The organism is Streptomyces sp. NPDC022910, from assembly GCF_055561075.1.
Window position 1 is genome coordinate 39,795 of record NZ_JBVHHL010000044.1, and the last position, 22,728, is coordinate 62,522.

28 protein-coding genes and 3 pseudogenes are annotated in these 22,728 nt (G+C 69.9%); 8 read left to right on the forward strand and 23 right to left on the reverse strand.

The features are described from left to right. Window positions 1–42 precede the first annotated feature (42 nt). From rpsR to rpmG, 4 genes are all read right to left on the reverse strand, one after another. Window positions 43–279, reverse strand: a complete 237-nt coding sequence (gene rpsR, locus ACZ3TS_RS31165; protein WP_390929022.1) for a 30S ribosomal protein S18 — start codon at window positions 277–279, stop codon at window positions 43–45. 76 nt (window positions 280–355) lie between these two features. Continuing rightward, window positions 356–1,507, reverse strand: a complete 1,152-nt coding sequence (locus tag ACZ3TS_RS31170) for a CobW family GTP-binding protein (protein ID WP_467624501.1) — start codon at window positions 1,505–1,507, stop codon at window positions 356–358. Further along, a complete protein-coding gene (locus ACZ3TS_RS31175) occupies window positions 1,507–1,761 on the reverse strand; it encodes a type B 50S ribosomal protein L31 (RefSeq protein WP_467624504.1) in 255 nt (84 codons plus the stop codon). The genes ACZ3TS_RS31170 and ACZ3TS_RS31175 overlap by 1 nt, the downstream gene beginning before the upstream one ends. 31 nt (window positions 1,762–1,792) lie before the next feature. Then, on the reverse strand, window positions 1,793–1,957 hold the full coding sequence (gene rpmG / locus ACZ3TS_RS31180; protein WP_221753949.1) for a 50S ribosomal protein L33: 165 nt from the start codon (window positions 1,955–1,957) through the stop codon (window positions 1,793–1,795). 68 nt (window positions 1,958–2,025) lie between these two features. Between rpmG and rpmB the strand changes: the two genes are divergently transcribed. The 4 genes from rpmB to ACZ3TS_RS31200 all read left to right on the forward strand — a co-directional run bounded on the left by rpmB (window position 2,026) and on the right by ACZ3TS_RS31200 (window position 4,326). Continuing rightward, the gene (rpmB, locus tag ACZ3TS_RS31185) at window positions 2,026–2,262 is read left to right on the forward strand and encodes a 50S ribosomal protein L28 (RefSeq protein ID WP_467624506.1); all 237 of its coding nucleotides are present in this window, start codon (window positions 2,026–2,028) and stop codon (window positions 2,260–2,262) included. Then, window positions 2,262–2,567 (forward strand): 30S ribosomal protein S14, encoded by a 306-nt coding sequence (gene rpsN, locus ACZ3TS_RS31190; protein ID WP_362717990.1) that lies wholly within the window; start codon window positions 2,262–2,264, stop codon window positions 2,565–2,567. The genes rpmB and rpsN overlap by 1 nt, the downstream gene beginning before the upstream one ends. A 185-nt stretch (window positions 2,568–2,752) precedes the next feature. Further along, window positions 2,753–3,130, forward strand: a complete 378-nt coding sequence (locus ACZ3TS_RS31195) for a hypothetical protein (RefSeq protein ID WP_467624509.1) — start codon at window positions 2,753–2,755, stop codon at window positions 3,128–3,130. An 11-nt stretch (window positions 3,131–3,141) separates the two neighbouring features. Continuing rightward, a complete protein-coding gene (locus tag ACZ3TS_RS31200; protein ID WP_467624512.1) occupies window positions 3,142–4,326 on the forward strand; it encodes a GTP-binding protein in 1,185 nt (394 codons plus the stop codon). A 665-nt stretch (window positions 4,327–4,991) separates the two neighbouring features. Here the strand turns inward: ACZ3TS_RS31200 and ACZ3TS_RS31205 are convergent. Next, window positions 4,992–6,173, reverse strand: a pseudogene (locus ACZ3TS_RS31205) (GTP-binding protein). A 6-nt stretch (window positions 6,174–6,179) separates the two neighbouring features. After that, window positions 6,180–6,350, reverse strand: a complete 171-nt coding sequence (rpmF, locus tag ACZ3TS_RS31210; RefSeq protein ID WP_467624514.1) for a 50S ribosomal protein L32 — start codon at window positions 6,348–6,350, stop codon at window positions 6,180–6,182. A 108-nt stretch (window positions 6,351–6,458) separates the two neighbouring features. Here rpmF and ACZ3TS_RS31215 point away from each other — a divergent pair, with 108 nt between their 5' ends. Together ACZ3TS_RS31215 and ACZ3TS_RS31220 are read left to right on the forward strand one after the other, a co-directional pair. Next, window positions 6,459–6,794 (forward strand): ArsR/SmtB family transcription factor, encoded by a 336-nt coding sequence (locus ACZ3TS_RS31215; RefSeq protein WP_467624516.1) that lies wholly within the window; start codon window positions 6,459–6,461, stop codon window positions 6,792–6,794. Window positions 6,795–6,808: 14 nt separating this feature from the next. Next, window positions 6,809–7,520 (forward strand): annotated as a pseudogene (locus ACZ3TS_RS31220) (cation efflux transmembrane domain-containing protein). Between the two features lie 35 nt (window positions 7,521–7,555). Here ACZ3TS_RS31220 and ACZ3TS_RS31225 read toward each other — a convergent pair. The 7 genes from ACZ3TS_RS31225 to ACZ3TS_RS31255 all read right to left on the reverse strand — a co-directional run bounded on the left by ACZ3TS_RS31225 (window position 7,556) and on the right by ACZ3TS_RS31255 (window position 13,303). Then, window positions 7,556–8,014 (reverse strand): Fur family transcriptional regulator, encoded by a 459-nt coding sequence (locus ACZ3TS_RS31225; protein WP_467624518.1) that lies wholly within the window; start codon window positions 8,012–8,014, stop codon window positions 7,556–7,558. Window positions 8,015–8,028: 14 nt separating this feature from the next. Beyond that, window positions 8,029–8,898, reverse strand: coding sequence for a metal ABC transporter permease (locus tag ACZ3TS_RS31230; protein ID WP_467624520.1), 870 nt, complete (start codon window positions 8,896–8,898; stop codon window positions 8,029–8,031). Continuing rightward, on the reverse strand, window positions 8,895–9,815 hold the full coding sequence (locus ACZ3TS_RS31235; protein ID WP_467624522.1) for a metal ABC transporter permease: 921 nt from the start codon (window positions 9,813–9,815) through the stop codon (window positions 8,895–8,897). Before ACZ3TS_RS31235 ends, ACZ3TS_RS31230 begins: the two co-directional genes overlap by 4 nt. After that, on the reverse strand, window positions 9,802–10,737 hold the full coding sequence (locus ACZ3TS_RS31240; protein ID WP_467624525.1) for a metal ABC transporter ATP-binding protein: 936 nt from the start codon (window positions 10,735–10,737) through the stop codon (window positions 9,802–9,804). Before ACZ3TS_RS31240 ends, ACZ3TS_RS31235 begins: the two co-directional genes overlap by 14 nt. A 9-nt stretch (window positions 10,738–10,746) precedes the next feature. Beyond that, complete coding sequence (locus tag ACZ3TS_RS31245; protein WP_467624526.1) at window positions 10,747–11,724, reverse strand: metal ABC transporter solute-binding protein, Zn/Mn family; 978 nt, start codon at window positions 11,722–11,724, stop codon at window positions 10,747–10,749. A gap of 182 nt (window positions 11,725–11,906) precedes the next feature. Continuing rightward, complete coding sequence (locus tag ACZ3TS_RS31250; RefSeq protein ID WP_467624528.1) at window positions 11,907–12,299, reverse strand: SCO5389 family protein; 393 nt, start codon at window positions 12,297–12,299, stop codon at window positions 11,907–11,909. 44 nt (window positions 12,300–12,343) lie between these two features. Continuing rightward, the gene (locus tag ACZ3TS_RS31255) at window positions 12,344–13,303 is read right to left on the reverse strand and encodes an ATP-binding protein (protein ID WP_467624531.1); all 960 of its coding nucleotides are present in this window, start codon (window positions 13,301–13,303) and stop codon (window positions 12,344–12,346) included. A gap of 422 nt (window positions 13,304–13,725) precedes the next feature. Between ACZ3TS_RS31255 and ACZ3TS_RS31260 the strand changes: the two genes are divergently transcribed. Next, window positions 13,726–13,848: a hypothetical protein gene (locus ACZ3TS_RS31260; protein WP_467624533.1), complete on the forward strand. Its 123-nt coding sequence runs from the start codon at window positions 13,726–13,728 to the stop codon at window positions 13,846–13,848. A 4-nt stretch (window positions 13,849–13,852) separates the two neighbouring features. Here the strand turns inward: ACZ3TS_RS31260 and ACZ3TS_RS31265 are convergent, their stop codons facing one another. From ACZ3TS_RS31265 to ACZ3TS_RS31305, 9 genes and pseudogenes are all read right to left on the reverse strand, one after another. Further along, window positions 13,853–14,128: an ArsR/SmtB family transcription factor gene (locus ACZ3TS_RS31265; protein ID WP_467624535.1), complete on the reverse strand. Its 276-nt coding sequence runs from the start codon at window positions 14,126–14,128 to the stop codon at window positions 13,853–13,855. A 103-nt stretch (window positions 14,129–14,231) separates the two neighbouring features. Beyond that, complete coding sequence (locus ACZ3TS_RS31270; RefSeq protein ID WP_467624537.1) at window positions 14,232–14,534, reverse strand: hypothetical protein; 303 nt, start codon at window positions 14,532–14,534, stop codon at window positions 14,232–14,234. Between the two features lie 130 nt (window positions 14,535–14,664). Further along, window positions 14,665–15,027 carry an ArsR/SmtB family transcription factor gene (locus tag ACZ3TS_RS31275; RefSeq protein WP_467624540.1) on the reverse strand — a complete coding sequence of 121 codons (363 nt, stop codon included), beginning with the start codon at window positions 15,025–15,027 and terminating at the stop codon, window positions 14,665–14,667. Next, window positions 15,014–15,415: a (2Fe-2S) ferredoxin domain-containing protein gene (locus ACZ3TS_RS31280; RefSeq protein WP_467624542.1), complete on the reverse strand. Its 402-nt coding sequence runs from the start codon at window positions 15,413–15,415 to the stop codon at window positions 15,014–15,016. The genes ACZ3TS_RS31275 and ACZ3TS_RS31280 overlap by 14 nt, the downstream gene beginning before the upstream one ends. Then, window positions 15,412–16,437 carry a WD40 repeat domain-containing protein gene (locus tag ACZ3TS_RS31285; protein WP_467624544.1) on the reverse strand — a complete coding sequence of 342 codons (1,026 nt, stop codon included), beginning with the start codon at window positions 16,435–16,437 and terminating at the stop codon, window positions 15,412–15,414. Before ACZ3TS_RS31285 ends, ACZ3TS_RS31280 begins: the two co-directional genes overlap by 4 nt. After that, window positions 16,434–17,456 carry a CobW family GTP-binding protein gene (locus ACZ3TS_RS31290; RefSeq protein WP_467624546.1) on the reverse strand — a complete coding sequence of 341 codons (1,023 nt, stop codon included), beginning with the start codon at window positions 17,454–17,456 and terminating at the stop codon, window positions 16,434–16,436. Before ACZ3TS_RS31290 ends, ACZ3TS_RS31285 begins: the two co-directional genes overlap by 4 nt. Window positions 17,457–17,465: 9 nt before the next feature. Beyond that, window positions 17,466–17,696, reverse strand: a complete 231-nt coding sequence (locus tag ACZ3TS_RS31295) for a hypothetical protein (RefSeq protein ID WP_467624548.1) — start codon at window positions 17,694–17,696, stop codon at window positions 17,466–17,468. Beyond that, window positions 17,684–18,160, reverse strand: coding sequence for a Fur family transcriptional regulator (locus ACZ3TS_RS31300; RefSeq protein ID WP_467624551.1), 477 nt, complete (start codon window positions 18,158–18,160; stop codon window positions 17,684–17,686). The genes ACZ3TS_RS31295 and ACZ3TS_RS31300 overlap by 13 nt, the downstream gene beginning before the upstream one ends. Before the next feature lie 206 nt (window positions 18,161–18,366). Continuing rightward, a pseudogene (locus tag ACZ3TS_RS31305) lies at window positions 18,367–20,339 on the reverse strand (heavy metal translocating P-type ATPase). A 106-nt stretch (window positions 20,340–20,445) separates the two neighbouring features. Between ACZ3TS_RS31305 and ACZ3TS_RS31310 the strand changes: the two are divergent. Further along, entirely contained in the window at window positions 20,446–20,844 is a 399-nt protein-coding gene (locus ACZ3TS_RS31310) for an ArsR/SmtB family transcription factor (protein WP_467624553.1), read from the forward strand. Between the two features lie 18 nt (window positions 20,845–20,862). Here the strand turns inward: ACZ3TS_RS31310 and ACZ3TS_RS31315 are convergent, their stop codons facing one another. Then, window positions 20,863–21,102: a hypothetical protein gene (locus ACZ3TS_RS31315; protein ID WP_467624556.1), complete on the reverse strand. Its 240-nt coding sequence runs from the start codon at window positions 21,100–21,102 to the stop codon at window positions 20,863–20,865. Window positions 21,103–22,728: the final 1,626 nt, after the last annotated feature.

The window sequence follows — 22,728 nt, forward strand, 5'->3', positions numbered from 1 at the left end:
GGGCCGGTCCGTCGGGTGTTCACTGACCTCCACAGCGCCCTGTCACTTGCTGGAGTACGGGAGGAGGGCCATTTCGCGGGCGTTCTTGATGGCTGCGGCGAGTTGGCGCTGCTGTTGGGCGGTGACGTGGGTGACGCGCCGGCTGCGGATCTTCCCCCGGTCGGAGATGAACCTGCGCAGCAGGTCGGTGTCCTTGTAGTCGATGTAGGTGATGCCGGCCGCGATGAGGGGATTGGTGCGGGGCTTCACGGGCTTGCGGGTGTTGACGCGTCGGGTCATGCGGATTCCTCGGGTTGGGTGGTGACGGGTGACGGGTGACGGGTGACGGGTGACGGGTGGACGGGGTGGCTGCGGATCACGCGGCGTCGAGCAGGGAGTCGAAGGCCGCCGGCAGGTGCTGCCACCCTTCGGGTCCGGCCGCGTATTCGGCGTCGGTGAGCAGGCAGGAGTCGAGGAGCTGCTCGATGCCGGAGCGGTCGAGTCCGGGTGAGGTGAAGACGAGGTGCTGGCAGCGGTCGCCGTGTTCGGGATGCCAGTCCAGGGCAGCGGCCGCTCGCCGTACCGGGGGGACCAGCTCCCATGCGGCGTCGGGCAGGGAGGCGAGCCAGGGGCCCGCGCCTTCGACGCACAGGGCGCCGCCGGCCGCGTCCCAGGAGAGCAGGGTGTCAGGGCGGTCGGCGAGCCAGAAGCGGCCCCTGCTGCGGGCGGCGGCGCAGCACAGGTCCTCCAGAGCCTGGTAGAGGCGTTCGGGGTGGAAGGGGCGGGTGCGGTGCCAGACCAGCGTCGCGACGCCTGCTTCGTCGGCCTCCTGAGGCAGGAGTGCACAGGCCGGGTGCTGGGCCGTGGCTGCCGCTTCCACGTCGAAGCCGGCGAAGGCCAGGTGCGCGAGTTCGCCTGAGAGCGCGTCGACGTGGCGGGCGGTGGGGTGCAGCTGGGTGAGCAGGGCGTGGTCGTGTTCGTCCGCGTCCTCGCTGTCCACGAGGGCGAGCACCGGCGCGTACTCCAGTTGGCGGGCCCAGGTGTCGCCGACGGTGCGTTGGTCCGTCGCCGCTGCCGCGAGTCCGGCCTCGGCCAGGTCGTCTCCGTTGGAGAGGTACGGCAGGACCAGTGCCGGGTCCACCGCGGTGATCACGTTGGTGAGCGTCAGGTCGTCGCCGCTGTGTGCTGCCACGACCTCGGCCATGGCCTTGGGCTCGACCGAGTCCCACAACTCGACGATCGCCAGCCGTGTCAGGCCGTGGTCGGCCAGCCGCTCCAGCTCCGGGACGAGGTCCTCGCGCAGTGCGCAGCAGGCGCAGTCGTTGACCAGCGGCGTTTCGCCCGACGCGAGCACGCCGGACGCGTCGCGCAGGAGCCGTCGTACGGTTCCCTCGGCCGCGGTGGCGAGGTCGTGGTGAAGCGTGACGCTGCCCGGTACCGCTCGCAGGAGGCGGTCGACGACGTGCCGGCGGGCGTCCGCGTGCAGGCCGGCGACGATGACGACCGGCAGTCGGCCTTCCTCGCGCATCACCGGTCTCCGGATCGGCCGTAGCGGCGTTCGAAGCGCTCGACGCGGCCCGCGGTGTCGAGGACCCGGGCGGTACCGGTGTAGAAGGGGTGGCTCGCCGAGGAGATCTCGACGTCCACGACGGGATAGGTGTTGCCGTCCTCCCACTCGATGCGCTTGTCACTGGAGAGCGTCGAGCGGGTCAGGAAGGCGAAGTCGGCGGCTTTGTCGCGGAAGACGACGGGGCCGTAGGCGGGGTGGATGCCGGGCTTCATGGCGGGCTCCCTCAAGAGGTGGGTGGTCGGATCAGCGTTCTTCACGGAAGTCGACGTGCCGGCCGACGACCGGGTCGTACTTGCGCAGGACCATGCGGTCCGGGTCGTTCCGGCGGTTCTTCCGGGTCACGTAGGTGTAGCCGGTCCCCGCGGTGGAGCGGAGCTTGATGACCGGGCGGAGTTCGTTGCGAGCCATGAGCGCTACTATATGGGAATGGTTTCCATTATCGATAGCCGCCCGTCCAAGGAGAGGCAGGTCACCCCGTGTCCGCCCACTGCCAACTGACCGGCGCCCAGCCGGGTTTCGGCAACAACATTTCCCACTCGCACCGGCGTACCTCCCGCCGCTTCAACCCCAACATCCAGCGCAAGCGGTACTGGCTTCCCAGTGAGTCCCGGCATGTGCGGCTGACGTTGAGCGCCCGTGGAATCAAGATCGTCGACATCATCGGCGTGGAGGCGGCGGTCGCGCGCATCCGTGCCCGGGGAGGAAGGGTCTGATGGCCAAGCGAAGCAAGATCGCGAAGAACGAGAAGCGCAAGGCCGTCGTCGAGCGGTACGCCGCCCGGCGGGCCGAACTCAAGGAGATCATTCGACGTCCCTCCTCGACGGAAGCCGAGCGAGCGGCCGCGATCGCCGAACTGCGCCGGCAGCCCCGCGACGCCAGTGCCACCCGCGTCCGCAACCGTGACGGCGTCGACGGCCGCCCCCGGGGGCACTTGCGAAAGTTCGGGCTCTCCCGTGTCCGCATGAGGGAACAGGCACACGCGGGATTCCTGCCCGGTGTCACCAAGTCCTCCTGGTGACACCGTCCCTCCGTGCTCGCGGAGGGAGACCGGGGGCGCGTCCCACGTCCGGGCCGTGCCCCCGCCCAAGGCGGTGCGACCACGCTCGAAGAGTCCTGGCGGGGTCGTCGTCGCCATTTGTGCCTATGCGAGAGGTGAGGTCGAAGTGCAAGCCGTCCACCGTGACATCCGGCAGGAGTGCACGCATGAGTGATGCCGCACGCGGCCTTCGGGGCCGTCCCTTCACCCTTGTCATCTGCGTCGCGTGTCAGTCCGCCACCGACCGGCTGATGGACGAGCTGCGCCGGGCGGTCCGTGACAGCCCTCACGGGGTCATGATCTCCACGGGATGTCTGCGGAAGGTCCTCGACTGCGCGGGCCGACGCGGGCTGCACGCTGTGGCCCAGCCGTGCACGGCCGATCGCAGCCCCACGGGAGCAGCTGTGCGGCTCGGCCCGCTCGCCACCGTGGCCGACGCCGCAGCGGTCGGAGCGTGGCTGCGGGCCGGAATGCCGGACGACGGCACACTGCCCGGCAGACTGCGGGCGGCGCCCGGTCCGCAGCATGTCGCGCACCTCAACTGAGGGCGGATGGCGTGAGCAAGGGTCTGTTGAGCGTGGTGACCGGCAACACGCCCGGCGCGCGCGGTGCCGTGGTCGACCAGTTGCTGACGCTCGCTCCAGGTGCCGTGGTCCTGGCGGTGTCGATCCAGGAGCGGGGCAAGGGACACCCCACCGTCCAGCGCTGCCTCTCCGGCACGGGGATCGCGCTTCCGGGCGAGGCGCTGCAGGGTGCGACAGGTGATCCGGTCGTCATCCTGCGCCAGGACCTGCTGGCACTGCGCCGTTCGCCGGGAGCCGCACACGTCGTCCTCGCGCTGCCAGAAAACGTCGACGTCCTCCCGTTCCTTGTAGAGCTGTGGCGTCCTCGGATGAGCAGCGGATCGCTGGGGGAGTACTACGACCCGGCTCCGGTCGTGGTCGGTATCGACACGGAGTCGTTCATGGGGGACATCGGCTGCGTCCACCGGACGGCACGACTGTGGAGCGGGGGCGACCAGGGTGAGTCCGTGACCGCCGCTGAGGCCGCCGCCCGCCAGATGGAGGCGGCGGACGCCCTGATCGTGTCGCGGCCTGCGGGCCGCGTGCATGATCCCGGCGGAGTGGAACTCATCCGCCAACTTAACGGGCCTGCGCTGCTCGTGACTCCCGCCGACACGAAGGGAGCGGGAGGGGGACTTCCCGTGCCGCTCGTCCACGCCCTGCCGAAGGACACCGACGAGGAGTGGCGGTCCCAGCTGGAGCCGGTAACACTGCCGCGCCCCTGCCGAGGCGGCAGCCATGAGGTGGGGTCCCTGTACTGGCATGCCCGCCGACCCCTGCATCCCGGGCGCCTGGCCGACGCGCTTGCCGTCATCATGTCCGGTGTCATGCGCGGCCGGGGCCATCTCTGGCTGTGCAGCCGACCTGATGCCGTTGTGACCTGGCGGTCTGCCGGCGCGTATCTGGAAATGCGCGAGGCGGACCGCTGGCTGGACGAGGACGACGCGCGCGGATGGCAGACCGCCTCGCCGCAGCGACGCACTGTGGCCTCGTGGTTCTGGCACGACTACTACGGCGAACGCCGCAACGAGATCACCCTCACCGGAATCTGCCTTGACCAGGAGGCGGTTCGCTCCGCGCTGGACCAGGCTCTGCTCACCGACGTCGAACTCTCGCTGGGATGGCAGGGCTGGACGTCGATCCCGGACCCCCTGCTCGGCGACGTCGATCGAGGGTGAAGAGATGCCCCGGCTCGTGTTCGGCGTCAGGGCAGTCGGACGAGACTGAGCCGATACGCCTCGGCCTGGGGCGGTTGTTGGGCGGCGAGGCCGGACAGCGCCTGCTGACATGCGGCCAGCAGGTCGTCGTACATCCCGGGCGGCGGAAAGCTGTTGAGCGTGTGGGAGGCGAGGATCTGTTTCCCCGGTCACCATTCGGCGAGCTCCGCCGGGTCTTCGCAGGTCCACTGCATGCGGGCGTAGACCTTGCTCTTCGCGTAGGGCAGGTCGGGGCCGAACCGGCGCGCGGGTGTTGTCGAACGCGTTCGTACCTCGTGTTGAGCCCGGTGCCGTCCCCACCACGGTGCCGACGGGATGCGTGGTGAGGAAGTCTCCGTCATCCACCGGTTGAAGCGGCTGGTTCGCAGTACCACTCCGGTCGGGCTGGGCAGTTGCCGAAGCGGGCGAAATGTGGTCGATCGACGCGACGATCTCCTCGGCCCGGGCCTCGCGCAGCGCAGCCTGCTCCTTGCGGTTCTCCGCCGCGCGGCTGTACAGCGTGATCAGCAGGGACTCCGGGACGCTGCCCAGGCGTATGCCGTCCTCCGCCACGCCAACATTCCGGATCGAGGTCCTTACCGGGCCGGACGGCGCCGTGGCTGTGACCACCGCCCGACCCGGAGACCTCAGGGCCCCGCGACGGGTGCGGGGTGCTCGTGTTCGCAGGTGTCGTCGATACCGTAGGTGTCCCAGGTGGGGAACGGGTCGGCGGAAGGCCGGGCCTCGCCGTCCGCCATGAGACAGTCGGTGAGGGCCGCCTGCAAGGCATCCGCGTGCAAGTGGGTTCCGATGAAGACCAGTTCCTGACCGTCCGGGCTCTCCGCGTCGCGGGCGGCGGACGGTTCGAAGCGGGCCACGGACCCGGCCTGCGACCACAGGCCCGTCACGTGCGGACGGCTGGCCAGGGTGAAGAATCCCTTGGAGCGCAGGATCTGCCCGTAGGCCCCGCTTTCCAGCTGCTCGGTAACGAACGTCCACAACCGCCCGGGGTGGAAGGGAACTTCAGTGCGGAAGACGGTGCAGGAGATGCCGTACTCCTCCGTCTCGGGTACGTGGTCTCCGTTGAGCTCCATGACCCCGCCCGGGGCCTGTTGGGCTCGCTCCAGGTCGAACAGCCGAGTGCCGAGGACGTCGCCGACCTGGACGCGACCGTGGACGGCGGGGACGATCCGCGCCGCCGGGTTGAGGCGGGTGAGGGCCGCTCACAGCCGGTCGGCGGCTTCGGCGTCGACGAGGTCGAGCTTGTTGAGGACGAGGACGTCGGCGAACTCGATCTGGTCCATCAGCAGGTCGCTGACCGTGCGTTCGTCGTCCTCGTACTGGTCGAGGCTGCGCTCCACGAGCTCGTCCCCACTTGCGAGTTCGGTCAGGAAGTTCGCCGCGTCGACGACCGTGACCATGGTGTCCAGGCGGGCGAGGTCGCCAAGGGTGGCGCCGTCATCGCGCGCGAACGCGAAGGTGGCGGCCACCGGCATGGGTTCGGAGATGCCGGACGACTCGATGAGCAGGTAGTCGAAGCGGCCCTCACGGGCCAGCCGGTCGACCTCTTCGAGCAGGTCGTCGCGCAGAGTGCAGCAGATGCAGCCGTTCGTCATCTCGACGAGGCGTTCCTCGGTGCGCGAGAGTGCCGCCTCGCCGCCGCGCACCAGGGCGGCGTCGATGTTGACCTCGCTCATGTCGTTGACGATGACCGCGACCCGCAAGCCTTCGCGGTTGCCGAGGACGTGGTTGAGGAGAGTGGTCTTGCCCGCTCCGAGGAATCCGGACAGGACAGTGACGGGCAGTCTGGCGGCGGGATCGGAGGGCATGGACGGTCAGCCCTCGGGGCGCAGCAGACCGCGCTCGTACGCCTTCTTCAGCCGCTGCGGTACCAGGTACGAGACTCCGTCGACGGTGACCGGGACGAGCGTGGGCGTGGTCGCCTTCCACTGGGCGCGGCGGTGGCGGGTGTTGCTGCGGGACATCTTCCGCTTGGGAACGGCCATGGGGTCCTCCTGGTTGGGATGACGGAGGCTATATGAAAATGAACACCATTACCCAATGGCTACAGTTCACGGTTCCCTGAATTCAGAAATCTGTGTATCGTTGGCGGGGTGCTGACTGTTGCCTCCGACATCGAGGTCCTCGTCCGGTTCGGCCGGGCGCTCGCCGATCCGATCCGCTGCCGCATCCTGCTCGCCCTGCAGGAAGCACCCGCCTATCCCGCCGACCTCGCCGACGCGCTGAACGTCTCCCGCACCAGGCTGTCCAACCACCTCGCCTGCCTGCGTGACTGCGGCCTGGTCGTCACCGTCCCCGACGGCCGCCGCACCCGTTACGAACTCGCCGACGAACGCCTCGGTCACGCGCTCGACGACCTGCGCACCGCCGTGGTCGCCGTCGAGGGCGACCGCACGTGCGTCGATGCCGACGACAAGGGGTGCTGCTGACCGTGAGCGCAGAGATGTCCCTGTCCCTCGGCCCCGACCCGGCCAGGCGCGGTGTGCTTGCCCGGCGGATACGGTTGCTGGTCGCCGCGACCATCACCTACAACGCCGTCGAGGCGGCCGTCGCCCTCACGGCTGGGACACTGGCTTCGTCCACCGCGCTGATCGGTTTCGGTCTCGACTCCGTCATCGAGGTCTCCTCCGCCGCCACCGTCGCCTGGCAGTTCTCCGCGCGCGAGCACGCGGTGCGCGAGGCCCGCGAGAAGACCGCGTTGCGGATCATCGCGCTGTCGTTCTTCGCGCTCGCCGCGTACGTCACCGTCGATGCCGTACGGGCCCTGACCGGCACAGGTGAGGCCACGCGTTCGCTGCCTGGGATCGTGCTGGCTGCCTTGTCGCTCGTGGTCATGCCGGTCCTGTCGGCGGCCCAGCGCCGCGCCGGACGGGAACTGGGCTCCGCATCGGCCGTGGCCGACTCCAAGCAGACTTTGCTGTGCACCTATTTGTCGGTGGTGCTGCTGCTGGGCCTGGTCGCCAATGCCGTGTTCGGCTGGTCGTGGGCCGATTCGCTCGCTGCCCTGGCCGTCGCCGCGGTCGCGGTGAAGGAGGGGCGTGACGCGTGGCGTGGGGAGGGGTGCTGCGCAACGCCGTCGGCCGTCGCGCGGGGCGCCGGGCCGGCGGGAGGCGGATGCCTGTGGCTGTGCTTTGGGGTGCGATTGCTGCCCTTGACGGGGATCACGCCGGAAGGGGAGTGGCGCTGGTGTTCACTGGGGTTCGGCCGCCGTCTGCCGCTGGCCGCAGTCCGGGCATACTCCGGACAGCTCGACCGTGTGCCGGACGTTCGCGAACCCGGAGGTTCGTGCGATGGTGTCGGCCCATTCCTCCACCGGGCCGGAGTCGACGGGTCGGCTCAGGCCGCATTTGGTGCAGATGAGGTAGTGGCGGTGTTCGGGTCCCGGGCGGTAGCGGAAGAGGCGTTCGCCGCTGGTGTCGCGGACCATGTCGGCCCGGCCGGCGGAGGCCAGGGCGGTCAGGGTGCGGTAGACCGTGGAGAGGCCGACCGGTGAGCCGTCGGCGGCGAGACGGTTGTGGAGCGTCTGGGCGCCGACGAATCCCTGGGCCTGGATGAGCGCCTCGACCACGACGGTGCGCTGCTGGGTATGCCGACCGATCAGCGTGACGTCGGCCAATGGTGTGGGGGCGTGCTGTCGGTCGCGTTCCATCAGCGGGCCTTCACTCAGGTGCTGGCGGGGACGGTCGTTCGCGTACGAGGACCGTGGGCGGGTCGTCGTACAGCGAAGGTCGCGGCGTATACGGCCGTGGCGGCGGCCATGATGGCGAAGCTCGGTGGCATCTTCGGCACCGTGTAGGAGGCGAACAGTCCCGCCCACATCTCCAGCACGGCCAGGCCGGCGGAGAGGGCGAGCGCACGGTAGGGGCGGTCGGTGAGGCGGATCGCGGCGCCGGCGGGGGCGGCGAGCAGGCCGAGCAGGAGCAGGGAGCCGACCGCCTGGGTGGCCTCGGCGGCACTGATTCCGGCGAGAGCGAGGAAGCCGTACCCGAGCAGCCGTACCGGTACCCCGCGGGCGGCGGCCACGGCCTCGTCGAGCGTGGCGAACAGCAGTGGTCGGGCGATGAGGACCACCAGCAGGCCGACCGCGGTGGCCACCAGGGCGGCGACGATCGCGCTGCCGGCGGAGATGCCGAAGATGGAGCCGAACAGCACGCTGACGCCGGCGGTGCCGTTGGTGGTTCTGCGGGAGGTGGTGTAGAGGGTGATGAAGAAGGCGCCCAGGCCCAGGATCCAGGAGAGGACGCTCCCTATGACCACGTCGTCAGGCCGTGCCCGGCGGCCAAGGGCGCCGAACAGCAGCGCCATGCCGATCGTGGCGGCGAACAGTCCAAGACGAAGGTCGGCACCGCAGGCGAGGGCGGCCATCGCGCCGGTGAAGGCGACGTGGCTGAGCGCGTCGCCGGTGAAAACCTGGGCGCGCAGGACCAGGAAGTAGCCGACCAGTCCGGATGCGGCGGCGACGGCGGTCCCGGCGAAGAGGGCGTGCTGGAAGAACGGCTGGGACAGCGGGGAGGCGGCGAGCAGGATGGTCATACGACCACCTCCCTGCCGGTGGTCACAACCCCGGTCCGGTCGTCTCCGGCCCGGTCGAGCAGCTCGCGCAGCGAGCGCCAGCCCTGGGCGAGCAGGTAGCCGGCGAAGGCGATGGTCGTCACGAAGAAGCCCAGAGGGTAGGGCGAGTAGTAGGCGGCGGTCAGCCCCAGCCAGGTCGCGGCGAAGGCCAGCAGGACGGCCAGGGCCAGGCTCAGCACCGGGCGGGCGGTGAGGACTTGCGCGGTGGCGGCCGGGATCACCATGAGGGCGAAGACCAGGAGGGTTCCGGTGATCTGGCTCGCCTCGGCGGTGGCCGCACCGAGGAGGACCAGGAAGACCACCGACAGGGTGCGGACCGGCACCCCGCGTCCTGCGGCGACCTGCGGGTCGACGGATGCGAACAGCAGGGGCCGTCCGATCAGCGCGAGCACTGCGAGCACCACCGCACCGACCACCATCAGTACGGTCACTTGGGAGGAGGTGATTCCCAGGAAGGTGCCGAAGAGGATGGTCTGCGGTCCCTCCAACAGCCCTCTGTACAGGGCGGTGAACAGGAAGCCGCAGGCCAGCAGGAACGCCTGCACCGTCCCCGTGAGCGCCGACTCCTCGTGCTCACCGCCGCCCCGCAGGGCAGCGATGACCAGCGCGGCGGCCACGCACAGGGCGAAGTAGCCGTAGACCGCGCTCACTCCGAGCAGGAGGGCCCCGGCGGCGCCGGGGAAGGCGACGGTGGAGACGGTGTGCGCGGCGAACGTCTGCCGCCGCAGCACCACGAACCACCCCACGACCCCGGAGACCACGGCCACGACCGCACCCGCGCGGAAAGCATTCACCATGAACGGGTACGACCACATCTCCTGGAAGTCGGCCAGGAGGTTCCACGACCAGGTGGGTGCCCCTGTCTCAGCCAGCAGCATGACCGCTCCCGGGGGTGTCGTGCCGGTCGGTGTGCACCGCGGGCGGCTCCGGCTGGCCCACCACGACCAGCCGACCGTCCGAGGTCCGCAGCACCTCGACCGGTGTGCCGTACAGCCGGGTCAGCGTCTCGGAGGTGATGACCTCGGTCGGTGTGCCGGTGGCGGCGCCGCCCTCGGCCAGGTACACCACCCGGTCCAGGTGGTGGAGTATCGGGTTCACGTCATGGGCGACCATGACCACCGACACGCCCTCCTGGTGGCAGATGCGCCCGATCAGCGCGGCGACCGCGCTCTGGTTGGGCAGGTCGAGGCTGTCCAGCGGCTCGTCGAGCAGGAGCAGTTCGGGCCTTCGGACCAGTGCCTGGGCGATCAGAAGCCGCTGCTGCTCGCCGCCGGAGCACTGCCCGATCGGCCGGTGGGCGTAGGCCGACGCCCCGACCAGCTCGATCACCTCGTCCACCCGCGCACGGGCGGACCGCCGACGCGCGCTCGGGAACGGCAGCGGCACCCCCCACCGGTCACCGTCCAGGCCCATGCGCACCACATCCACGCCGCGGATGCGCAGGTTGGCGTCGAAGCTGCGCCGCTGCGGCAGATAGCCGATGCGGTCGTTGGCCTGCCCGGGGCGGGCCCCGCGCACCTGAACCTCGCCGGCCGCCGTCGGCAGAGCGCCCAGCAGCACCTTGATCATGGTCGACTTGCCGACGCCGTTGGGGCCGAGCACCGCGGTGAACTCGCCGGCCCCGATGCGAAGGTCCACACCCGACCACAACGTCCGGCCGCCGACCCGCACGGCCGCCCCGCGCAGGGCGACCACCGGATCGCCTCCGCTGGCTGATGCCGTGTCGTGGCCGCCTGTGCGGCGGTTAGGGACGGTGTGGGCGTGTGTGACGGCCTCGCGGGCCTTCGCTATCGGGTTCATGGCTTCAGTTCACTTCCCGGTGGCCTTGGCCAGGGCCTGCTCTATGCCCTGGAGTTCGCTGGTCTGCCACTGCTGGAAGGAGGCGCCGGCGGGGGTGAGGGTCTCGGTGACGGTGGCGACCGGGATGCCTTCCGCCTTGGCCTGCTTGACCTGCGCCTGCACGTCCGGCGTGGAGTTCTGGGAGTTGTAGACGTAGATCTTGATCTTCTTGCTCTTGATCTGCTGGTCGATGGTGGCCTTGTCCTTGGCCGTGGGGTCGGAGCCCTCGTTCATGGCGTCCAGGAACGTCTCCGGGGTCAGCATCTTCAGCCCCAGGCTCTCGGCGAGCGGCGTGACGATGGACTCGGAAGCGCCGATCGGGGTGCCCGCGTACTTCGCCTTGATGTCGGCGATGAGCTTGTTGTAGCCGGCGAGCGTCTTCGTCTCGTAGGTCGTCTTCTGCTGGTCGAAGTAGGAGGCGTCGGCCGGGTCGATCTTCTTGTAGTCGGCGGTGATCTTCTCGATGACCTGGTGGACGTTGTCCGGGGAGTACCAGCGGTGCGGGTTGCCGCCCGGCTTGATGCCGACCAGGTCGCCGACCTTGAGCTGGGTGCGTCCGGTGCCGGGGTTGGCGGCCAGGAGCTTGTCGGCCCAGGCGTCGTAGCCGATGCCGTTGACGATCGTGTACCGGGCGCCGGCCACGGTGCGGGCGTCGGCAGCCGTCGGCTCGTAGTCGTGCGGGTCGGTGGCCGGGTTGGTGATGACGCTGGTCACCTTCACGTGGCTGCCGCCGAGCTGCGAGGCGATGCTGCCCCAGAAGTTCTCCGCCGCCACCACCTGGATCGTCTTGCCCGAGCCGCTGCCACTGCCGGTCGCGGCCGTGTTGCTGGTGTGCGAGGAGGAGGTCGAGCAGGCGGTCGCCGTCACGGCCGTCAGGGCGGCCGTCGCGGTGACCAGTGCGATCCTCGCGGTCGGCCGGACGGAACGGGAGGCGGGGGCGGTGGACATGCGGGAGCTCCTTCGGGCGATGCCGGACGCGCGGCGGGCACGCGTCGACCGTGTGGCGACACTCTCCACGCTAGATGGGAATGATTTTCATTTCAACGTGATGAAAATCATTGCCACCTCTCGACCGGGTGTACGACCGCCCGGGAGCGTGTTCGCGATCCACTGACCCCGCCGTCAGCGGTTCAGCAGTCGCGGAACTCCGGCGACTGGTTGAGGATCTGCGCGCGCAGGGAGGTGAAGCGGGTGTGCGTTTCGCCGCCGCGAGCCTCAGGGCGGAAGGCGGCCACCCTGTGGCAGTTCTGGAAAGCGAGGGCGATGTCGAAGTGGCGTTCCAGGCTGCCGCGGATCGCGTCGCTGGACAGTGCGCGCAGCAGCTGGCCGCGTTCCTTCTCGGAGGGCGGCGGGGTCTGGTTGTCCGCGAACTCTGCCTTACCGGAACGCAGTTCGTCCGCCAGGCGGGCGATGAGGCTGTAGGCGTACGGCAGGGACGTGCGGATGGTTTCCACGAAGTCCGCTTCCCGCACCTCGCCGTTCTCGGCTTTGGCGAGCAGCTGCGGGGAGACGTCGAGCGACATAAGGCTGTCCTGTTCTGTGGTTCGGTGCTTGAGACGGGCGAGGGTCAGGCGAGGGCGGCCAGTGCTGAGGGGCCGTGCTGGAAGTCCGGGTCGACCTGGGCGGCGAGGTCCTGACCGGTGGCCTCGTTGGCCCAGGCGGCGGCGTTGCGCAGGTGGAACTCGACGGCGTGCTGCTGGAAGGCCGTCCAGTCCTTGGGGCGGGCGTCCACCGCCTCGCGCAGCCGGTCCAGCGTGTGGGTGTTGTGCGGTTCGAGCGCGCCGTGGCCGCGGCCCTGTTCGTGGGCGCGGACGTAGGAAGACTGCACGCAGTGGGCGAGCAGGTCGTCGCCGACGTGCTCCTTGAGGAAGAGCAGGTCGTCCTCGCCGGTGACTTTGTTGCCGACGACCGCGATGGGGATGCCGAACTCGGCGGCGTGGTCGCGGTACTGGCGGTAGACGGAGACGCTCTTGCGGGTCGGCTCCACGACCAGGAACGTCATGTCGAAGCGGGTGAACAGGCCGGAGGCGAAGGCGTCGGCTCCGGCGGTCATGTCAACGACGACGTACTCGCCGGGGCCGTCGACGAGGTGATTGAGATACAGCTCGACCGTGCCGAGCTTGGAGTGGTAGCAGGCCACCCCGAGGTCGCTCTCGCCGAAGGCGCCGGTGACCATGAGCGGCACGCCGTCGACCTCCTGGACATGGTGGGCGTGGATCTCATCGTCGCCGAGCAGCCGCAGCAGCCGGGAGCCGCGTCCGGGTGGCGTCGTCTTGACCATGGCCTCGCGCGAGGCGATCCGTGGGTTGGTGCCCCGCAGGTAGTCCTTGATCTCGCCGGTCCGCGCGCTGAGCGGCGGGGCGGCGAACGACTCGTCCTCGCCGAGGCCGAGGGCGTGGGCCAGGTGCTGGTTGATGTCGCCGTCGATCGCGACGACGGGCGCACCTGAGTGCGTCAGGTGACGGGAGAAGAGGGCGGACAAGGTCGTCTTGCCGCTGCCGCCCTTGCCCACGAAGGCAACGCGCATAACTCAGCCACTCCTATTGAAAATGGATGTCATGTGCATAGGCTGGTGGCGAGTCGGGATGGTGTCAAATCACGCGTGCTCCAACTTGAGGGATCACCAGGCAAGTTGGGTCACCCGTGGCGCAAACAGGGGATGTCTTTGACCCGTACGGAGGAGGCGCGGAGAAGGGTGATGCGGCAGGCGACCGTCAGGGCCGCCCTTTCGCTCTTGTCGTCTGCGGCTCATGTCATGCAGGGGCGACCGGGCGGGTGATGGACGGGCTGCGCCGCGCGGTCCGGGGCTGCCCGCACGGGGTGATGGTCTCCACAGGTTGCCTGGGGAAGGTGCTGCACTGCCGGAGCGTCCGCGGCCTGCATGCCGCCGTGCAGCCGTGCGGGGCCGACCGCAGGCCCATTGGGGCCGTCGTACGCTTGGGCCCGCTCGTGACCGAGGCCGACGTCGGGGAGGTCGGAGTGTGGCTGCGGGCCGGGATTCCCGACGACGGCACGCTGCCCGACCGGCTCCGCGCGGCCCCTGCGCCGCGACAGGTCGCCCACCTCAACTGACGGGCTACTCCTGGGAGTGACGGATGGCGTCCAACACTATGTGGGCGACGTGGTCATCGGTGAGGACATACTGGATCTCCCGGGCCTGACGCCGCGCCGTCACGATGCGGGAGGTGCGCAGGACGCGCAGGTGCTGGGAGACCAGCGGCTGGCTCACCCCCAGGGCGTCGACCAGTTCGTGGACGTACTTCCCGCCCCGGGACAGTTCACGGACGATGCCGATGCGGACGGGCGAGGCCAGCGCCCTGAGAAGGTCACTGGCCGGCTGCAAGGCCCGCATCGGCTCGTCCATCGGCGGTGTCGGAGAAGCGGGAGTCGTCACATGCATACATTAGCATGTGAAAATGGTTCTCGGTTCGTGAAGCCGCGGATCCAGGGTCGGCTCAGTGGTCGTCCCAGTGTCCCTCGTGGGCGGCGTGGCGGTGGCCGTCGTGCACATAGTCGACATGGCCCTCGTGCGGCACGGCCACGTGGCCGCAGTCCTCGCCGTGCTGGTGGTCGTGGCCCTCATGGGTGGTGTGGCCGACGGTCGCGCACTCGTCGGCATGACCGTCGTGCGACTTGTGAAGGTGGCCGTCGTGCACGTAGTCGGTGTGATCGCCGTGCGGGACGGCGACGTGGCCGCAGCCCTCGCCGTGGGTGTGGGTGTGGCCGTCGTGCGTGCGGTGCTCGGTGGCGCTGGTCATGTCCTGCTCCTGGGTTGCTGTTCGGTGGTCTGCGGGCGGTCTCCCGCAGACCACCCATCGCGAAGTTAATATATAGCAACTCATGCATGTATTCAACGCCTGAGGACGGTGCGACGGCTGGGATCCGCGGTCAGCCCAGGTCGCGCACCCCCAGGCGCAGGTGCTCGATGTGGTGGACGGCCTGGTCGAGGAGCTGGGCGACGTGGTCGTCGTACAGGCTGTAGACGATGCGGCGACCGTCGCGGCGCCCCGTGACCAGGCCGAGCGCGCGTAGCAGGCGCAGTTGGTGGGAGACGGCGGACTGTTCCATGCCGACGGCGGCGGCGAGTTCGCCGACCGGGTACGGGCGCTGCCGCAGGGTGGTGAGGATCAGCAGACGCGACGGCGTGGCAAGGGCCTGGAGCGTCGCGGCGACCGAGGCGGCGGTGGCTTCGTCGAGCCGGGCGGCCGCGAGGACGTCGCGGCCGCCCGGCTCGAGGTCATCGGCGTGCACGGGTGCGGGCCTCGCGCGGTGGGCGGATGAGCTGCAGGGCCAGGGTGGCGGGTGGTTCGGCGATGCCGGGTCCGCCCTGTGCTGCCCAGCGCAGCAGGTCGTCGGTGCAGTCGTCGTCCATCGCGAAGCCGACCCAGACGGCTCGTCCTCCGGCCCGGCGCCCGGCGGTCGAGGGCTGGACGACGATGACGTTGGCCTGGTCGCAGGGGCCGAGGCAGTCGGTCGTACGGACCTGGAAGCCGCCTTCCGCCGCGCCGGCGCGCAGCCGGTCCAGTTGCCAGGCGTGGTCGGTGCCCGGGTGCTTGCGCGGGTTGCCGCAGCAGCAGCCCCGGCACACGACGAGGGTGCACGGCCGGGGAGCGGCCGCCCGGATCACGGAGCGGTTCACAGCGCGGTCCGGGACGGCACGCCGTAGGTCCGGATACGGCCGTCCTGCCACGCGACGGCCAGCAGGTGTGGGCCCGCCCAGGCCAGCGCCGCAACCGCCGCACCAGTGCCGTCCAGTTCGCGCACCGGCCGCAGGCGTGCCTGCGGCCGCCCGGCCGTGGCATACCACAGGGCTACGGTCCCGTCGGCGCCGCCGCTGGCGAGGTGCCCGGCCGCGCCCGGCCGCCAGGCGAGCGCGGTGACTGTCTCGTGGCAGCGCAGCGAGCGCGGTGCCGTGCCCTCCGGGCCCTTGCCGGAGAAGTCCCACACGGTCACGTCGGGTGCGCCGTCGGCGGCCAGCCAGAAGCCGGTGTCGTCGAAGGCGAGCCGGGAGACCTTCTCCGGGTAGCCGGACATGGTCAGCTCGCCGCCGTCGCGGGCGCGCCAGATGTGGATGGAGGCGTCCTGGTTGCCGCTGCAGATCCACTTGCCGGTGGGTGCGACGGCGAGTGCAAGGTGGGAGCCCACGTAGGGGTAGGTGGCGACCGGCATCTGGGTGTGCCGTTCGTGGCAGCGCACGGCGCCGTACGCGGCCACGGCCAGGCGCCGCCCCTGCCGCATCCAGGCGAGGTCGGTGACCGTGGACGCGGCGGGTTCCGTACGCCACAACTCGCCGCCGTCCGCGTCGAGTACGAGCGCGCGACGGCCGGCGGCGACCGCGACGCGAGTACTGTCGGCCCAGGCAGCGGCGGCCGACCAGGCGCCGGGCTCCCGCACCGTCGTATGCCCGTCGGAGCGGCGCCACAGTGCGTATCCCAGCGGGCCGGTCGCCACCACATGCCCGGCATCCGGGGACACCGCCACCGCGAGTGCGCCTCCGGGGAGGTCGAACGACCCGATCTCGGCGCCCATGGCTGCGTCGAGGACCTTCACGGTCCCCTCGGCCCCCGCGACGGCGAGAAGATCGCCCCGTGCGCTGAGCGCGACGGGTGCGTCATCGACGCCGGCCTCCCAGGCGAGCGGGGACTGAACCGTCGTACTCACGCGACCGCTCCCGCCGTGGCCAGGCAGTCGGCGAAACCGCGTTCGAGGACCGCGCGGTCGAGGTCACGGCCGATGAACACCAGCTTGTTCGTTCGGGATTCGCCTTCCCTCCAGTCGCGTCCGAAGGTGCCGTCCAGCAGCATGTGCACGCCCTGGAAGACGTACTGCTTGGGCGCTCCGGCGATGGCGAGGATGCCCTTGGAGCGGAAGAGGTCGACGCCCTTGGTACGCAGCAGGGTGCCGAGCCAGGCATTGAGCCGGTCCTCGTCGAGTTCCCCTTCCAGCTCGATGCCGACCGAGGTGACGGTGGTGTCGTGCTGGTGTTCGGTCTCGGTGAGGAAGGCGGGGTCGTCGGCGAGCACCCGCTCCAGGTCGAACGCGCCCACGTCGAGAACCTGGTGGAGGTCGATCGCGGCGTGCTGGGCGCGCAGGATCTGCACCGGGGCGTTGATCGACCGTACTCGGGCCTCGACCGCGGTGATCGTCTTCTCGTCGGCCAGGTCGGTCTTGTTGAGCACGATCCGGTCGGCGAAGGCGATCTGCTCGACGGCCTCGTTCTCCACGCCCTCGGGCTTGACCTCGTCCAGGTGTTGGAGCACGTGAGCGGCGTCGACGAGCGTGACGATGGCATCCAGCCGCAGCTGGGAGGCGATTTCGTCGTCCATGAAGAAGGTCTGCGCGACGGGCGCGGGGTCGGCGAGCCCGGTGGTCTCGATGAGGATGCGGTCGAACTTCTCGCGCCGACGCATCAGCGCGCCCAGGATGCGGATCAGATCTCCGCGCACGGTGCAGCAGATGCAGCCGTTGTTCATTTCGAAGATCTCTTCCTCGGCGTCGAGGACGAGGGCGTCGTCGATGCCGACCTCGCCGAACTCGTTCTCGATGACAGCGATCTTCATGCCGTGGTTCTCGGTGAGGATGCGGTTGAGGAGGGTGGTCTTTCCGGAGCCGAGGAAGCCGGTCAGGACGGTGACAGGGACCCGCTCGTCATGCGGCTCGCTGGGTTCGAGGGTGGTCAAGTCAGTCTCCTAGTCGTGCTGTTCAGGGGCGAGCAGGGTGGCGCGCAGGTCGTCCTCGGTGATCTGGTCGGCGGGGCGGTGCAGGGTCCAGCGGCGGGGCTCGCCCTCTATCGGCAGCACGGCGACGACCGTTTCAAGCGGCGGGCAGCCCGGTTCCGTGCAGGTGAGCTGGCGGACCATGACGGCGGTGTCGTCATCGAGTCCGAGCAGGGCGCGCACGGTTTCCTTCAGCTCGCGCATCTGCGGACTGGGGCCTGGGGGGCCGGGGCGCGATCCCAGTGGCATGACGGTTCTTCTCCTTGGTCCCTGGACGGCCGGCCTCCGTGCGTGCGGGGCAGACAGGCGGCGCAGACGCCGGTGAGTTCGACGGTGTGCTCGACCGCGGCGAAGCCGGTGTCGGCGGCGATCCGGCCCGCCCACTCCTCGACGACCTCGGAGTCCACTGGCCGGCTGCGGCCGCAGTCACGGCACATCAGGTAGTGGCGGTGCCCGTCGGCGGGGCGCAGCCGGTAGAGCCGCCCGATCGTCTCGTCGCGTACGACGTCCACGGCGCCGTCCGCCTCCAGCTCGCGCAGGGCGCGGTAGACGGTGGTCAGACCGATCTCGTGGTCGCCGGCCACCAAAAGGGCGTACAACTCCTGGGCCGACACGAAGTCCTGGCAGCCCGCGAGTGTCCGCGTGACCGCCTTGCGTTGCCGGGTCATCCGGCCGCCCATGGCGCATCACCCCCTATTGGTTCGTGCCGAGTCGGCACACTCCACCGTAGATGAAAATGAAATCCATGTCCATATGAATCGTCAGTCATGTGTTGCTCGGTGACGTCTCTGCGGCCGGAAGTCCTGTCCAAGCGGTCAGACGGCAACGGCCCGCCGCACCGGCGCAGGTGCAGCGGGCCGTGGGGCGCAACGGGTCAGCGTCGCCCCGCCGTGAGAGCCCGGGTCCACGCGGCCTCGCGCAGCAGCCGCAGGCCGTTGAGGCCGACGATGACGGTCGAGCCCTCGTGGCCGAGGACGCCGAGAGGCAGGGGGAGGGTGCCGGCCAGGTCCCAGACGACGAGGCCGGAGATGAACACGGCGGCGATGACGAGGTTCTGCACGACCAGGCGGCGGGCCCGGCGGGAAGGGCCACCACGGCAGGCACGGTGGCCAGTTCGTCGCGGACGACGACCGCGTCGGCGGTCTCCAGGGCGAGGTCGGAGCCGGCCCGGCCCATGGCGACGCCGGTGTGGGCGGCGGCCAGGGCGGGCGCGTCGTTGACGCCGTCGCCGACGACCAGAACCTTGCGGTTTGCCTGTTGCTGTTCTCTGACCGCTGCCACCTTGTCCTGCGGGAGCAGCCCGGCGCGCACGTCGGTGATGCCGACTTCGCCGGCCAGGCGGGCGGCGGCGCGGGGGTTGTCGCCGGTGAGCAGCATCGGGGCGGTGCCGGTGAGCGCGGTGAGCGCGGCGACGGTGGCGGCGGCGTCCGGGCGCAGCCGGTCGGCGATGCCCAGGATTCCGGCCGGCGTGCCGTCGGCCACCACCAGCACCGCGGTGCGCCCGCCGTCCTCCAGTTCGGCGACCACGGCGGTGTGCGCGTTCTCGGCACCGGACAGCAGCCGGGCGGGGGCACCGACCGCGATCTTGCGGCCGTCGACGGTGGCGGTGACTCCGATGCCGGGGGCGGAGGTGAAGTCCTCCGCGACGGGCAGAACGAGACCACGGGCCCGGGCGGAGTCCACGACGGCCCGGGCCAGCGGGTGCTCGCTGGGGTGCTCGGCCGCTGCGGCAAGGACCAGCAACTCTTCCTCGTCCACGCCGGAGCCGGGCAGCGGCCGGATGTCGGTCACGCGCGGGGTGCCCTCGGTGAGCGTGCCGGTCTTGTCCAGGGCGACCGCGTCGACCTGGCCGAGGCGTTCCATCACCACGGCGGACTTGACCAGTACACCGTGCCGTCCGGCATTCGCGATCGCCGACAGGAGCGGCGGCATGGTCGCCAGCACCACCGCGCACGGCGAGGCGACGATCATGAAGGTCATGGCCCGCAGCAGCGAGCCGGTCAGTGCGGCACCGAAGGCGAGCGGCACCGCGAACACGGCGACGGTCGCCGCCACCATTCCGACGGAATAACGCTGTTCGACCTTCTCGATGAACAGCTGGGTGGGCGCCTTGGTTTCGGCCGCCTCCTCGACCATCTGCACGATGCGGGCGATCACCGAGACCGAGGCGTCGCGCTCGACGTTGACGCGGAGTGCGCCTGCGCCGTTGAGGGTGCCGGCGAACACCTCGTCGCCCGGCTCCTTGGCGACCGGGAGCGGCTCACCGGTGATGGTGGCCTGGTCGACGTCGCTCGCCCCGTCCAGTACCCGGCCGTCGGCGCCGATCCGCTCGCCGGGCCGCACCAGGATCGTGTCGCCGACGGCGAGCTCCGAGGTGGGCACGGTTTCTTCAGTGCGGTCGAGCAGCCGGGTCGCGGTGGCCGGGGCCAGGTCCAAAAGCCCGCGCACCGAGTCGGCGGTGCGCGCGGTGGCCAGCGCCTCCAGGGCGCCGGAAGTGGCGAAGATGACGATCAGCAGGGCACCGTCCAGCACCTGGCCCGCGGCCGCCGCACCCAGTGCCGCCACGATCATCAGCAGGTCGACGTCGAGGGTCTTCTCCCGCAGCGCCTGCAGCCCGGCCAGCGCGGACTCCCAGCCGCCGGCGGCGTAGGCGAGCGCGTACAGCGAACCCCACACCCAGACGGGCGCGCCAGTCAGTTGCAGCGGGAGCGCGAGCAAGAACAGCACCGTGGCCGCTGCGGCCCAACGGGCCTCGGGCAGCGCGAAGACCCGGGTCCGTCGCCGTGGGGCGGCGTCCGGACGCGCGGTCACGGTGGGCGCGGGTCTCTCGGTCAGGGCGGAAGACATGACGAAGAACCCCTCATCTGGGCAGGTCTGGGCAGGGCATACCGACCCATCCACAATACAGATACATATGAAGAGGTCTTCAAGTATCACTTGTATGATGGCTGGCATGGGCCATGGAGCAGCTCCCGTGAAGAACGCAGTGCCGCGCACCCGTCTGGACGCGGACAGTGCCCTCCGCGTGGCCACCACCCTCCAGGCCCTGGCCACGCCTTCCCGGCTGCTGATCCTCTCCCGCCTGCGCGAGGGACCCTGCGCCGCCACCGAACTCGCCTCCGAGGTCGGTATGGAGCAGTCCGCCTGCTCCCACCAGCTGCGCCTGCTGCGCAACCTCGGCCTGGTCGTGGGCCGGCGCCAGGGCCGCTCGGTGATCTACGCGCTGTACGACAACCATGTGGCCGAACTGCTTGATCAGGCCGTGTACCACATCGAGCACCTGCGCCTCGGGCTCAGCGACGCCGCCGACGCGGACCAGGCGGAAGAGGACGCGCTCGGCGTCACTCGCTGATCAAGCTGATCAAGCTCATCAAGGGCACGGTCGGCGGTCCGGGTGGAAGACCTGGACGGTCCTGCGGGCGTGGGCCCGCTGAGGTCGGTTGTGCGGGCACGGCGGTTCGTCGTCGACGAGGCGTGCGCCCGGTCGTGCCAGGTCGAGTGGGTATCCGTACTGCGCTATGAGCCACAAGTGCAGCGCTGCCTGCGCGGCACCGCGCACCGCGAGTGGCGAGCGGGCGAGCGCGGGCGTCGCGGTGGCGGCCAGGTTCACCGCGAAGAGTGCCGTGGCCGCTGGCGCGGACTGCCGCCGCGGCAGCGGCCCCTCGGGTGATCAGGTGATGCGCACGCACCCCGAGCGCCGTCCCGACGAGCACGAACACCGCCGCACGGAGGGTTGGCAGTGGCGCGTGGTGCGTGGACGGAGCGTGGCCACGGCCGGCCCGCCCGTGGTCGGGGATCGTCTGCCCGGGGGAGTGGGATCTCCGAAGGGCCGGCTCACCCGAAATTCCATGATTCGGTCATGGCGGCGTGTGAGCGCGGCTGCTGACGGCCCGCTCGCCTATCTTCAGCCGCGTATCCGATATTTGGAGTAAAAATGCTAAAAGGGGATGCAATGGTTGGTGTGGTGGGAGGAGCGCTTCATACCCGGCCCTTTCCGGGCTGCTGTCCTCTTCGTGGTCTTCGGCAGCTCGTGCACGTCGGCAGGCCAGTTCTCGCCGCGAGCAGCCTTCGCTCGCGAAGCGGATTCGTTTAGGACGACCAGGAGGTCGAAGAGCTCTCCCAGAACTGCTGGCTGTTTGGGCGCGGCTGCCGAGTATCGGCGGGTCGCTGCGCTCGTGAGCGGGCGGCTCGTGGAGTGGTGTCCTTCGGCGCTGTTGGTCCGCGACTGGTCCGGCGGTAAGTCCCTTGGATGTCAGAAAGTAACTCGAAGACCTCAGTTGCTTACGGTGGGTACCGACCGTGTCGGGTTGCCTGGAGCGTAACGATGCCTCCAGGCAACGCGACTTCAGGCTCTAGAAGAAGCCAAGTTTCTGAGGGCTGTAAGAACAAAGAATGTTCTTCGTCTGCTGGTGGTACACGGCTCAGATGCGGTTTGACCAGCGAAAACAGCTCTGATCGCCACAAGCTGCGGACGGCTGGTCCGGGTATGGTCCGGATCTTGGTTCGAAGGTTCGTGGTGATGAGCGCTGCTCGCATGTTGCGCTTGTACGACGATGACGGCCTCGGCACTGCTTCGAGAGGCGACGACGGGCCGCAGAAGACTGTCCTGACCGGGCTGCACCAAGGCTGGATCCAGCGCTGGCGGAGGCCAGCGGGGGTTTCTTCGGCCCGGCCCTACAACCGTGGCGCTGTCCTCGCAGGACCGCGATGACACCGCCTTGAGAATTCGTCCCGTGGGGGCTCGGTTGGCCGAGGCGTCGCGGCGGCGGGTTGATCAGTGCCTACCAGTGCCTCCCGCCCCTGTGACGCCCCCGGGTCATGGTCGCAGAACCACGGTTCGAAGGGGCGGCGCCGGCGCACTATGGCTGTGAGTGCGCTTCCGCTGCTTTTCGCCATTCGTCGGCAGAGCTCCGCTTGGCGTGACCGGGGCTGTTTCCGCAGGTGAGAGACGGATGGTCACGCGCCGCGTGAGGGCTGGCGGAAAGGGCCATGGTGAACCGCTTGGGAGCTGAGAGGGGCATTCGCCCAGCTGAGCTGCCTCAGGCTTGCTGTCCCGTGAATTGGCCTGACGGTGTGGGCCCTCCTGGCCTGATGGCGACTCGACTGGGGCGTAGCGCCGTGATGACCCATCAGCTGCTGTCAGAGGGCGTTAAGTCCGTTTCTGATAGCGGCCACGTCCGGGTTGCTCGAGGAATCCCTGGCGAACGAGTCGTCCCAGGCGGGAGCGGGTGACGTT